This window comes from Nonomuraea terrae, assembly GCF_004348995.1.
GTDB lineage: Bacteria > Actinomycetota > Actinomycetes > Streptosporangiales > Streptosporangiaceae > Nonomuraea > Nonomuraea terrae.
Genome location: NZ_SMKQ01000257.1, coordinates 1 through 11,746, shown reverse-complemented (window position 1 = coordinate 11,746; position 11,746 = coordinate 1). Strand labels below are relative to the sequence as shown.

Here is an 11,746-nt window from a genome sequence, read left to right as displayed (position 1 = left end):
ACCCCTACGAGCACCAGGGGCAGCAGGAGCAGCAGCAGCCCGACCACGGCGACCGCCCCATGGTCTACGGCGTCGACTGCAAGAACGACCACTTCAACGACCCCCGCGCGCCCTACTGCGCGGTCTGCGGCATCGCCCTGGTCCAGCGCACTCTGGTCCCCTACAAGGGCCCGCGCCCCTCGCTCGGCGTCTTCATCCTCGACGACGGCACGGCGCTGCCCCTGGAGACCGACTACCTGCTCGGCCGCGACCCCGAGCGGGCGCCGGAGGTGGCCGGCGGCAGCGCCAGGCCCGCCAAGGTGACCAGCCCCGACGGCTCGGTGTCGCGCCGCCACCTGCGGGTCGCGCTCGACGGCTGGGACGTCAACCTGGTCGACCTCGGCTCGGTCAACGGCACCCAGATCCAGCCGCCCGGCGACCCCAACTTCTACGACATCCCACCGAACGAACCGGTCACGATCGCTCCCGGCACGACGGTGCGCGTGGGCGTGTCCCGCACCCTCCGCTTCGAGGCGCACCGCGGGTAACCCTTCGTCGCCGTACGCCCGCGTCCGGATGACGGGGCGCGGGCGTTCGGCTTCAGCCGGGAACGAAGTCGCGGGCGCCGCGCAGGCGGGTGGTGAGCCGGCGCTGGGTGGCCGTGCAGTCGAGCCGTACGTCCACCGGGCCCGGCACGCCGGCGTCGGCGCGGCGACCGGACGGCAGGCGCGCCGGGTCGAGACCGTCGCGGCGGGCGATGAGCACGCCCAGCTCGTACCGGCTGACCGCGTCGGAGCCCGCGACGTGCAGCACGCCCCCGAAGTCGCCTCCGGCCACCTCCAGGAGCGCCGCCGCCAGGTCGCGGACGTGCACCGGGCAGCGCACGTCGTCGGTGAACAGCACCCGCCCGCCGCCCGCGCCCGTCGCCAGCGCGCGCACCAGCGCCTCGTGGACCGACGCGCCGTCCCCGACGATCAGGGACGTCCTGGCGATCACGGCCTCGGGCAGGACGGCCCGCACGGCGGTCTCGGCCGCCGCCTTGGCCGCGCCGTACGGGGTGATCGGGTCGGGTGGGCACGTCTCGTCGTAGCGGGGCCGCGCCCCGGAGAAGACCGCGTCGCTGGAGACGTGCACCAGCCGCCCGCCGGTACGCGCCACGGCAACGGCCACGTGCGCCGCCCCGTCCGCCGTGGCCGCCCAGTCGCCCTGCCGGTACGCCGCGTTGATCGTCACGTCGGGCCGGAACGCCTCCAGCGCCGCGCACACGCCCTCGCGCGAACGCAGGTCGACGGGCAGCCACGCCACGCCCGCCCGCTCCGGCGGCCGGGTGGACCGGCAGGTGGCGCCCACGTCGTGACCGGCGGCCGCGCAGAGCCGTACGAGCTCGCCGCCCAGGAAACCCGTGCCGCCTGCGATGAGCACTTTCATGGACGGTCACGTTACTGGACCACAGCAGTCGCACATGTGCGCGTTTTATGGCGAAAAAGCGGCATTAGTCGGCGTCGGATGTCCCCGACGGCCCACGCCCCGAGGGCCGAAATGGTGCCGAAATGAGTGGGTCGCGACCGTCCGCGCGGGCCACCGCGAGGGCGGGATCCGCTGCGACACAGGGCCTTCAGGCCTCGGCCGGAGAGGCGAGAATACGCCGGCAACCGCTTCCCGCGAAATGGCGGAAATATGCCGATGGCAATTGGTGAATAACGAGAAATCTGCAGTCCGGCGACATTTGCCGAACCCAGCCTTGGCGGGAGCATCCGCGAAATGCGCCCCCTAACCGGCCGTCCTTTTCGTTGTGATCCGGTCCGTACCGAACCGGCCCTGCGCGCCGAAAGCCCCCACGCCGCGCAGCAGCCGCACCGCCGCCTCCAGCCCGCTCGCCGCCTCCAGCGCCCGCCCGGCCGCCGTCGCGTACCGGCCCAGCAGATGCTCCTCCCCGTCCCCGAACCGGTCGTGGCGCGGGACCAGCGTCCACGGACACGAAGGCGATCCGCTGCGGGTGCGCCCTCCTTCAGCACTCCCGACTCGCTCAGCCACCGGCCCGCGCCAGCCGATCGAGCAGACCGGACACGCCCGCGCGCCCAGTTCCCCCGACCGCCGCGGCGGCCGGCTGCCGCGCGACGCCGCGGGCAGGCAGGAGAACGCGGTGATGAGTTTCACGCATGGCGACATCGACACTGTGCTGGGGCATCGCGGTCGTCCCTCGGAGCGGAGGCGGCGAGACGGGAGCCGTCACGTGCGGCTGCCCCCGACTATCGCTCCCGGCGCCGCCCTGGGCAAGAAATCGGAAATTTCGGACCATGACGCCAAGGCGCACGGCCGACCGCAACCACTACCGCTGCCACGACGACCGCAGCAGCGCCCACTCCATGTCGTCGGACCGCGTGCCGTCCGGCTTCGGGAACAGCTCCCGGTGCACGCCCTCCACCCGGAACCCCACCCGCTCCAGCACCGCGTGCGAGGCCGCGTTGCCGACGTCCGTGCCCGCCACGAGCCGGTGCAGCGGCGTGTTCGCGAACGCCCAGTCCACCAGCAGCCGGACCGCCCGTGTCATGTAGCCCTTGCCCCGGTGGGACGGCAGCAGCGAATAGCCCACCATGGCCTGCGCCAGCGGCGGCAGCACCTGCGTGAGCTGCAGGTGCCCGGCGAACTCCCCGGAGGCCGCGTCGCGGATCGCCAGCTCCACCCGCTGCCCCGACACCCACCAGTAGCCGGTGTACCGGCAGCGCCGCTCGTCGTCCTCCAGCGTGCTCGGGGGGCTCACCGCGTACGCGGCCACGTCCGGGTCGGCCATCATCCGGTGGTAGTCGGGCGCGTCCTCGACGGTCAGCGGCACGAGCCGCACCACGCCGTCGCTCAGCTCCCCGCCCGCGAAGAACGGCAGGTACGGCTCCGCCGGCGGCGCCGCCTCCCCCTTGAGCCTGGCGAAGGTGACCAGATCCATGTACCGCCCGTCGCGCAGCCGCTTGGCCTCCCGCCGCCGCCCCTCCTCCCGGAACCCCGCCTTGTACGCCACCCGCAGGCTCGCCAGGTTCTCCACCTCGGCCTGCAGCTCGACCCGGCGCACTCCGTGGTCGAACGCCCAGTCCGTCAGCGCCCGCGCCGCCGTGGCGGCCACGTTCCTGTTGCGCGCCCACGGCGCCACCACGTAACCGATCTCCGAGACCCCCCAGTGGTCGGGCGGCCGCACCCCGATCGAGCCGACGAGCCGCCCGCCCTCGGTGATCGCGTACTCGGCCCCGCCGTCCTCCCACCGCGCCGCCGCCATGCCGAGGTACTCGCGCGCGTGCTCGATCCGGTACGGCCGCGCCAGCAGCGGAAGGTAGCGCGCGGTCACCGGGTCGTCGCTCATCTTCACGATGTCCTCGAGATCGGACCCGGCCGGTGGCCGCAGGATCAAGGAGCCGGTGGAGATCACGTCGCGAGGGAGCATCCCCCATAGATATCGTGCGTCCTGACGCCCCCGAAAGCCCTATAACCTTGCCGCCATGGGTTTCCGCAGGCATGGGCCTTTCCAGGTGGGGGATCAGGTGCAGCTCACCGACCCCAAGAACAAGCGCCACACGATCACCCTCAAAGAGGACGGCGTCTTCCACACCCACAAGGGCGCCATCCCCCACGGCGACCTGATCGGGCAGCCTGAGGGTTCCGTCGTGCGTTCGTCCGGCGGCACCCAGTACCTCGCCTTCCGTCACCTGCTGCAGGACTACACGCTCGCCATGCCGCGCGGCGCCGCCGTCATCTACCCGAAGGACGCCTCGATGATCGTCGGCATGGCCGACATCTTCCCCGGCGCCCGGGTGATCGAGGCCGGCGTCGGCTCCGGCGCGCTCACCTGCTTCCTGCTGCGCGCCGTCGGCCCCGAGGGCCACGTCACCTCCTACGAGCGCCGCGAGGAGTTCGCCGACGTGGCGCGCAAGAACGTCGAGAAGTTCTACGGCGGCCCGATGGACGACAACTGGCGGCTGGTCGTCGGCGACCTGGTCACCTCGATCGACGAGGCCGACGTCGACCGCGTCATCCTCGACATGCTCGCCCCGTGGGAGTGCGTCGACGCCGCCGCCAAGGCGCTCACCCCCGGTGGCGTCATCTGCTGCTATGTCGCGACGACCACCCAGATGTCCAAGACCGTGGAGGTCATTCGCGATCACGGGTGTTTCACCGAGCCCCATGCGTGGGAGACCCTGGTTCGCGACTGGCATGTCGAAGGACTCGCGGTGAGACCCGATCATCGGATGATCGGCCACACCGGGTTCCTCGTCTCCGCCCGTCGCATGGCCGACGGCGTCGCCCCGCCGCCGCGCCGCCGACGACCGAAGGGGACCACCGAAGAACTATGACAATTTGGCCACGAGGGTGCGCTGGTGCGTGACACGGGAACAGATGACCGTGTTCATATGCTGGGAGTATTAAACGCCCTATTGGGGATTATTCAACGAATACTGAATGTCACTCTACGAACACTGCCCGGCCAGGTTACGGAGGGGCCCGAGATAGGTAAGGTCCTAAGTAGTCGCCCTCGACTGGGAAGGAGGTGACGGGGCGTGGCAGCTCGCGATGATGCTGAGGCTCGAGCCGCGCAGCGCGAACGGGAGGTCGCTGATCTTTCAACACAGGTCTCCTTCCTCCAGGAGGAGATCACCGCGCTGCGGCGGAAGCTGGCCGAGTCACCCCGTCAGGCCAGGGTCCTCGAAGAGCGTCTCCATGAGGCACAGGCGAATCTCGCGGCCGTGACCGGCCAGAACGAACGCCTGGTCGCAACGCTCAAGGAGGCCCGGGACCAGATCGTCGCCCTCAAGGAGGAGGTCGACCGGCTGGCGCAACCGCCATCCGGTTTCGGCACCTTCCTGGAGGCCCGAGAAGACGGCACGATCGAGGTGTTCACCGGAGGTCGCAAGCTCCGGGTGAACGTCAGCCCCAGTGTCGACATCGACTCGCTGCGGCGTGGCCAGGAGGTCATGCTCAACGAGGCGCTCAACGTGGTCGAAGCCCTCGGCTACGAAGAGGTCGGCGAGATCGTGATGCTCAAAGAACTGCTCGACGAGGGCAGGCGCGCGCTGGTCATCTCGCACGCCGACGAAGAACGCGTCGTGCGCCTGGCCGACTCGCTGGTCGGCCAGCCCATCAGGGCCGGCGACTCACTCCTGCTCGAACCTCGTTCCGGCTACGTCTACGAGCGCATTCCGAAGTCCGAAGTCGAAGAACTGGTGCTGGAAGAGGTCCCGGACATCTCCTACGAGGAGATCGGCGGCCTCATGCGGCAGATCGAGCAGATCAGGGACGCCATCGAGCTGCCCTACCTGCACTCCGACCTGTTCCGCGAGCACAAGCTCCGTCCTCCCAAGGGTGTGCTGCTCTACGGCCCGCCCGGTTGCGGTAAGACCTTGATCGCCAAGGCCGTCGCCAACTCCCTGGCCAAGCAGGTCGCGGAGAAGACCGGCCAGTCCGGCAAGAGTTTCTTCCTCAACATCAAGGGCCCGGAGCTGCTCAACAAGTACGTCGGCGAGACCGAGCGGCACATCCGCCTGGTCTTCCAGAGGGCGCGTGAGAAGGCTTCCGAGGGCACCCCGGTGATCGTGTTCTTCGACGAGATGGACTCGATCTTCCGGACCCGAGGCTCCGGCGTGTCGTCCGACGTGGAGAACACCATCGTCCCTCAGCTGCTGTCGGAGATCGACGGCGTCGAGGGCCTGGAGAACGTCATCGTCATCGGCGCCTCCAACCGCGAGGACATGATCGACCCGGCGATCCTGCGGCCCGGCCGCCTGGATGTCAAGATCAAGATCGAGCGGCCGGACGCCGAAGCGGCCAAGGACATCTTCTCGAAGTACCTCGTGCCCGACCTGCCTCTGCACCCCGACGACCTCGCCGAGCACGGCGACTCCCGCGGGGCCACCATCCAGGGGATGATCCAGAGCGTCGTCGAGCGCATGTACCAGGAGAGCGAGGAGAACCGCTTCCTCGAGGTGACCTACGCCAACGGCGACAAGGAAGTCCTCTACTTCAAGGACTTCAACTCCGGCGCGATGATCCAGAACATCGTCGACCGGGGCAAGAAGATGGCCATCAAGCAGTTCCTCGAGACCGGCCAGAAGGGCCTGCGGGTGCAGCACCTGCTCACGGCCTGCGTGGACGAGTTCTCCGAGAACGAGGACCTGCCCAACACCACCAACCCCGACGACTGGGCCCGCATCTCCGGCAAGAAGGGCGAGCGGATCGTCTACATCCGCACGCTCGTCTCCGGCAAGCAGGGCACCGAGGCAGGCCGTTCCATCGACACGGTCGCCAACACCGGTCAGTACCTGTAGGACCCTGACGACAGGGCCGCGCGGCATACCCGTGCGGCCCTGTCGTCTGTTCGCCGGGCAACGCGCGCCCTACCATGGCGATCATGGAGTTCGCCAACCCCGGCCGCGCCCCCTACACCGAACGCGAACGCGAGCTCATCGGCGCCCGGCACGCGCAGCGGGCCCGGGCCCACTTCTCCCGGCGGCCCGGCTACCGGCCCACCCCCGTGCACACCATCCCGGGGTTCGCCGGCACCCACGCCGCATACGTCAAGGACGAGAGCGCCCGCATGGGGCTCGGCAGCTTCAAGGCCCTCGGCGGCGCGTACGCCGTGCACCTGCTCGCCCAGCACGACCCCGGCGGCCCGCCGTTCGTGTGCGCCAGCGCCGGCAACCACGGCCTGTCCGTCGCCCGGGGCGCCGCCGAAGCGGGCGTGCCCTGCGTCGTCTACCTCGGCGACGGCGTCCCCGAGGCGTTCGCCCAGCGGCTGCGCGCCCTCGGCGCCGACGTGCGCCGCAGCGGCGGCGACTACGACGCGAGCATGGCGGCCGCCCTCCACGCCGCCAAGGAGCACGGCTGGCGGCTCGTGGCCGACAGCTCCTGGGAGGGCTACACCGACGTCCCCCTCCACGTCATGCGCGGCTACGGCGTCCTGTTCGACGAACTCGCCGACACCGGCGCGGCACCGACCCACGTGTTCGTCCAGGCGGGCGTCGGAGGGCTCGCCGCGGCCGCCGCGGCGTACGCACGCGACCGCTGGGGAGAGGCGCCCCGCATCGTGGTCGTCGAACCCGAAGGCGCCCCCTGCCTCATCGAGAGCGCCCGCGCCGGCCGCCCCGTACGGGTCGCCGGCGCCCCCACCACGCTCGGCCGGCTCGACTGCCACGAACCCTCCCTGATCGCCCACCGACTCCTCAGCCGCCTCGCCGACCTCTACCTGACCATCACCGACGACCAGGCCCGCGCCGCCGCCCGGGAACTGGCCGCACACGGCGTGCGCCTGTCCGCCTGCGGCGCGGCCGGAGCCGCCGGACTGCTCGCCCTCACCCCCGAAGCCCGCTCCGCGCTCGCCCTCGACCGGACGTCACGGATTTTTCTCGTGGGAACGGAAGGACCAGTGGAACCAAAGTGATCAGAGTGACGTCAAAGGAGCGTGCATTCACCTAACCGGCCGAAGCATGCGCGGGGGGACGGCCGGTTGGCCGAACTCGACCTCCTCCGCTTCCTCGCCGCCCTGGCGGTCGTCGCCTTCCACTACCTGGTCGCGTACGCCTCCGTCTGGGGAGACCGGCCGGCCGAGTTATTCCCGGCCCTCGCGCCCATCGCCGGCCTCGGCATCCTCGGCGTCGAGCTGTTCTTCATCATCAGCGGCTTCGTCATCCTCATGAGCGTCTGGGGGCGCGGCCTCGGAGCCTTCGCCCGCTCCCGCCTCGTCCGGCTCTACCCCGCGTACTGGCTGAGCCTCGCCGCCATCGCCGCCCTCTACGGGCTCACCGCCGCCAAGCCGCTCGACCCAAAACTTTCACCAGGGGAGTACCTGGTGAACGCCACCATGTTCCAGCGGCTGTTCAAGATCACCGATGCCAGCGGCGTCTACTGGTCCCTCTGGGCCGAGCTCCGCTTCTACCTGCTGATCTCCATCCTCGTGATCATCGGCGTCACCTACGGGCGCGTCCTGGCCTTCGCCGGCATCTGGCTCGCCGCCGTCATCGGCGCCCGGCTGCTCGACGACAGCCTGGTCAACGAGATCGTCATGCCCGACTACGCCCCGTACTTCATCGCCGGCATGGCCCTCTACCTCATCCACAAACACGGCCACAAACGCGGCAGCGCCTGGCTGCCCTGGCTCTACGTGGCCGCCGGCTACGCCCTGTCGATCGGCTCCGCCCTCGACCGCGTCCACCGCCGCATCGACCTGGCCGGCTTCAAGAACATGCCCGTCACCGACACCAGCGTCATCGTCACCATCACCCTCATCTACATCGCGATGTCGCTCGCCGCCCTCGGCCTGCTCCGGCTCAAGCCCTCCCGGCTCCTCACCGCGCTCGGCGGCACCACCTACCCGCTCTACCTGTTCCACAGCGCCGTCGCCGTGGCCCTCATCCCGCTGCTGCTCGCCGGCGACCTGCCCGCATGGACGACCGTGACGATCACGACACTCGCCGCGATTCTCCTGTCATATCTCGTCTACTCCTTTGCCGAACGCCCCATCCAGCGGCTTCTCAAGCCCCGCAGACGCCCAGAAACCCCAGCAGCTCGCGCCGTAGAGGTCCAAAAGGCGTCGGTGCCATAACTCTGTGACCCTGGGGCACTGTGAAGGGCATAGGCTCGGGCATATAAACGGCGGATAGACAGATCCGGACGAACAGAGGGTGTTGCATGACGGTGCGTCGGGTGATGGGCATCGAGACCGAGTACGGCATCTCCGTACCCGGCCAGCCAGGCGCCAACGCGATGGTGACCTCCTCCCAGGTCGTGAACGCCTACCTCGCCGCCTCGGCGGCTCGCGCGCGCAGAGCACGATGGGACTTCGAGGAGGAGAACCCGCTGCGCGACGCGCGCGGCTTCGACCTGGCCAGAGAGGTGGCCGATCCGACCCAGCTCACCGACGAGGACCTGGGCCTGGCCAACGTCATCCTGACCAACGGCGCGCGGCTCTACGTCGACCACGCCCACCCCGAGTACAGCGCGCCCGAATGCACCAATCCGCGGGCCGCCGTCATCTGGGACAAAGCAGGCGAAAGGGTCATGTACGACGCCGCCACCCGCGCGTCCGCCATCCCCGCCAACGCCCCCATCCAGCTCTACAAGAACAACACCGACGCCAAAGGCGCCTCCTACGGCTGCCACGAGAACTACCTCATGCGGCGCGCCACCCCCTTCGCCGACATCGTCCGCCACCTCACGCCCTTCTTCGTCTCACGACAGGTCGTCGTCGGCGCCGGCAAAGTCGGCATCGGACAGGACTCCCGCGGCGATGGCTTCCAGATCAGCCAGCGCGCCGACTTCTTCGAAGTCGAGGTAGGCCTCGAAACCACGCTCAAGCGGCCCATCATCAACACCCGCGACGAGCCCCACGCCGACCCCGAGAAATACCGGCGCCTCCACGTGATCATCGGTGACGCCAACATGTCCGAGATCTCCACCTACCTCAAACTTGGCTCCACCGCCCTCGTCCTCGCCATGATCGAAGACGGCTTCCTCACCCGCGACCTCACCGTCGAGAACCCCGTCCAAGCCCTGCGGGCCGTCTCCCACGACCCCACCTGCCGCTACGAGATCCCCATGCGCGACGGCCGCAAGCTCACCGCCGTCCAGCTCCAGATGGAATACCTCGAACAAGCGCGCAAATTCGTCGAAGAACGCGGCACCGCCCAGGACGAGATGAACAAAGACATCCTCGACCGCTGGGAATCCGTCCTCACCCGCCTCGCCGAAGACCCCATGCAACTCTCCACCGAGCTCGACTGGGTCGCCAAACTCGAACTCCTCGAGGGCTACCGCAGCCGCGACGGCCTCGCCTGGTCCCACCCCAGGCTCCAACTCGTCGACCTCCAGTACTCCGACATCAGACCCGACCGCGGCCTGTACAACCGCCTCGTCGCCCGCGGGCGCATGCAGCGGCTCGTCACCGAGGAAGAGGTCCAGCGCGCCGTCGAACACCCGCCCAACGACACTCGCGCCTACTTCCGCGGCCGATGCCTGCGCCAATACAGCGAGTCGGTCGCCGCGGCCTCCTGGGATTCCGTGATCTTCGACATCCCCGGCCGCGAGTCGCTCCAGCGCGTCCCCACCCTCGAACCGCTGCGCGGCACCAAGGCGCACGTCGGGGGGCTCTTCGACCGCTGCGAGACCGCCGCCGACCTCGTCGCCGCGCTCACCGGCGGCGAGTGACCCTGGTGTGACGAGGAGCACAATCAGTGTTCCTCGGGGACGCCGGGAACATCCCGATCTGCTGCGGTTACGGGGATCCAAGATTGGATAGAATTGCTATCTGATCTACCATGCAAGATCACCGGGCGATCGACGCGAAATGTCGCCCGGTTCGGGGAAGATACCCGTAGAGGCAGTCCCCCAAAGCGGAGGTACGACATGGCAACCAAGGACACCGGCGGCCAGAAGCAGACCGGTCGGCGCGAGGCCGAAGTTGAGGAGACCGAGGCTTCGGCGGCGCCCGACGTCCAGGAGCGCCAGGAGAAGCTCACGGACGATGTCGACGCGATTCTGGACGAGATCGACGAGGTCCTCGAGGAGAACGCCGAGGAGTTCGTGAGGAGTTACGTCCAGAAGGGCGGAGAATAGGGGGGTTTGTCCGAGTTTTGAGGGGTGGCTCGGGTGGACGACTCTGGTGGGGTGAAGCGGTGCCCGGACTGCGGAGAGCTCAAGGCGGTCTCCGAGTTCGGGCGCAATGCGCGCATGGCCGACGGGCTGGCGCGGTACTGCAAGACCTGCTTCCGGAGACGTTCCCAGGAGAGTTACCGCAAGCGCAGGGCCGAGCAGGGCAAGGCCGTGCGGGAGCGGATTCAGGTTCCCGAAGGGCACAAGTTCTGTCCGCGCTGTTCGGAGATCAAGCCCCACGCCGAATTCGGCAGTAACCGGGCCACCAAAGACGGCCTCACCTCCTACTGCAAGCAGTGCCACACGGTCGTGGCCCGCGAGAACAAGGCCAAGAACCACGGCAGCGAGCGGAACTACCTGCTCCGCTACCGCTACGGCATCACCGAGGACGACTTCGCGCGCATGCTCGCCCGTCAGGGCGGGCTCTGCGCCGTCTGCCGCGCCGTCCCGGGCACGTTCGTCGACCACTGTCACCGCACCGGGCAGGTCCGGGGCGTGCTGTGCTTCAACTGCAACAACGGGCTCGGCCACTTCGGCGACAACACGGTGCTGCTGGAGCTGGCCGCGCTCTATCTGGACGGGGAGGTGCTCTGGCCGGAGTTCGTGGTGCTGCCGGAGCGCCGCGAGGGCGGGGCGGTGGCGCGGACGCGGGCGTATCACCTGGCGCATCGTTATCGGCTGGGGCCGGCGGACGTCGAGCGGATGGTCGCGGCTCAGCACGGATTGTGCGTGGTGTGCTGGGATCGGCCGCCGGAGCATGTGGATCACTGTCACCTTACGGGCGAGGTGCGGTACGCGTTGTGCCTGCCGTGTAACACGGGGATCGGGCAGTTCCGGGATGATCCGGCGGTGGTGTGGCGGGCGCTGGCGTACGTGGAGGCCGTGGAGCCGTACGGCGAGGAGGTCGTGGTGTCGGACGAGGAGTTGCGGGAGCTGGTGCGGGCGGAGGAGCAGTTGCGCTCGGCGTTCTATGCGAGGGTGAGCCCGGTGGGCTGAGCGTCACCGTTCGGGCACGGGGGGCGTCACCGTTTGGGGCATGGTGTAGTCGACGCCCACGCCGAGCAGGCGGACGGGGCGGTTGAGTTCGAAGCGGTCGAGGATGGCGAGGGCCGTCCGGGTGATCGTGGCGGGGTCGGTGGTGGGG

12 protein-coding genes are annotated in these 11,746 nt (G+C 69.3%); 8 read left to right on the top strand and 4 right to left on the bottom strand.

Annotation, left to right across the window (positions count from 1 at the left end; translation table 11 throughout):
- Positions 1 to 527 (top strand): FHA domain-containing protein (locus tag E1286_RS42230; protein ID WP_132622215.1); only part of this gene is annotated, 527 nt, incomplete at its 5' end.
- A gap of 52 nt (positions 528 to 579) precedes the next feature.
- Here the strand turns inward: E1286_RS42230 and E1286_RS42225 are convergent.
- The 3 genes from E1286_RS42225 to E1286_RS42215 all read right to left on the bottom strand — a co-directional run bounded on the left by E1286_RS42225 (position 580) and on the right by E1286_RS42215 (position 3,409).
- Positions 580 to 1,407 (bottom strand): SDR family oxidoreductase, encoded by an 828-nt coding sequence (locus E1286_RS42225; RefSeq protein WP_132622213.1) that lies wholly within the window; start codon positions 1,405 to 1,407, stop codon positions 580 to 582.
- Positions 1,408 to 1,749: 342 nt separating this feature from the next.
- A complete protein-coding gene (locus E1286_RS42220; RefSeq protein ID WP_132622211.1) occupies positions 1,750 to 2,136 on the bottom strand; it encodes a hypothetical protein in 387 nt (128 codons plus the stop codon).
- 172 nt (positions 2,137 to 2,308) lie between these two features.
- Positions 2,309 to 3,409, bottom strand: a complete 1,101-nt coding sequence (locus E1286_RS42215) for a GNAT family N-acetyltransferase (RefSeq protein ID WP_132622209.1) — start codon at positions 3,407 to 3,409, stop codon at positions 2,309 to 2,311.
- A gap of 55 nt (positions 3,410 to 3,464) precedes the next feature.
- Here E1286_RS42215 and E1286_RS42210 point away from each other — a divergent pair, with 55 nt between their 5' ends.
- The 7 genes from E1286_RS42210 (at position 3,465) to E1286_RS42180 (ending at position 11,598) form a co-directional block, all read left to right on the top strand.
- Positions 3,465 to 4,316 carry a tRNA (adenine-N1)-methyltransferase gene (locus E1286_RS42210; RefSeq protein ID WP_132622207.1) on the top strand — a complete coding sequence of 284 codons (852 nt, stop codon included), beginning with the start codon at positions 3,465 to 3,467 and terminating at the stop codon, positions 4,314 to 4,316.
- Positions 4,317 to 4,520: 204 nt separating this feature from the next.
- Positions 4,521 to 6,284, top strand: a complete 1,764-nt coding sequence (arc, locus tag E1286_RS42205) for a proteasome ATPase (RefSeq protein ID WP_132622205.1) — start codon at positions 4,521 to 4,523, stop codon at positions 6,282 to 6,284.
- Positions 6,285 to 6,367: 83 nt separating this feature from the next.
- Complete coding sequence (locus E1286_RS42200) at positions 6,368 to 7,396, top strand: pyridoxal-phosphate dependent enzyme (protein WP_132622203.1); 1,029 nt, start codon at positions 6,368 to 6,370, stop codon at positions 7,394 to 7,396.
- A gap of 66 nt (positions 7,397 to 7,462) precedes the next feature.
- Positions 7,463 to 8,557 (top strand): acyltransferase family protein, encoded by a 1,095-nt coding sequence (locus E1286_RS42195; RefSeq protein WP_246075636.1) that lies wholly within the window; start codon positions 7,463 to 7,465, stop codon positions 8,555 to 8,557.
- A gap of 86 nt (positions 8,558 to 8,643) precedes the next feature.
- The gene (dop, locus tag E1286_RS42190; protein ID WP_132622199.1) at positions 8,644 to 10,158 is read left to right on the top strand and encodes a depupylase/deamidase Dop; all 1,515 of its coding nucleotides are present in this window, start codon (positions 8,644 to 8,646) and stop codon (positions 10,156 to 10,158) included.
- Between the two features lie 198 nt (positions 10,159 to 10,356).
- Positions 10,357 to 10,566 (top strand): ubiquitin-like protein Pup, encoded by a 210-nt coding sequence (locus tag E1286_RS42185; protein WP_132622197.1) that lies wholly within the window; start codon positions 10,357 to 10,359, stop codon positions 10,564 to 10,566.
- Positions 10,567 to 10,599: 33 nt separating this feature from the next.
- On the top strand, positions 10,600 to 11,598 hold the full coding sequence (locus E1286_RS42180) for an endonuclease VII domain-containing protein (RefSeq protein ID WP_132622195.1): 999 nt from the start codon (positions 10,600 to 10,602) through the stop codon (positions 11,596 to 11,598).
- Between the two features lie 3 nt (positions 11,599 to 11,601).
- Here the strand turns inward: E1286_RS42180 and E1286_RS52270 are convergent.
- Positions 11,602 to 11,746, bottom strand: a 145-nt coding sequence (locus E1286_RS52270) for a DinB/UmuC family translesion DNA polymerase (RefSeq protein WP_484213926.1), incomplete at its 5' end; no start/stop codon positions are given.

What these genes read in the sequence shown, in the direction of transcription:
- E1286_RS42210 (WP_132622207.1), top strand. Translation starts at nt 3,465, where the DNA reads ATGGGTTTCCGCAGGCATGGGCCTTTCCAGGTGGGGGATCAGGTGCAG.
- E1286_RS42215 (WP_132622209.1), bottom strand. Translation starts at nt 3,409, where the DNA reads ATGCTCCCTCGCGACGTGATCTCCACCGGCTCCTTGATCCTGCGGCCA.
- E1286_RS42200 (WP_132622203.1), top strand. Translation starts at nt 6,368, where the DNA reads ATGGAGTTCGCCAACCCCGGCCGCGCCCCCTACACCGAACGCGAACGC.
- E1286_RS42225 (WP_132622213.1), bottom strand. Translation starts at nt 1,407, where the DNA reads ATGAAAGTGCTCATCGCAGGCGGCACGGGTTTCCTGGGCGGCGAGCTC.
- dop (WP_132622199.1), top strand. Translation starts at nt 8,644, where the DNA reads ATGACGGTGCGTCGGGTGATGGGCATCGAGACCGAGTACGGCATCTCC.
- E1286_RS42185 (WP_132622197.1), top strand. Translation starts at nt 10,357, where the DNA reads ATGGCAACCAAGGACACCGGCGGCCAGAAGCAGACCGGTCGGCGCGAG.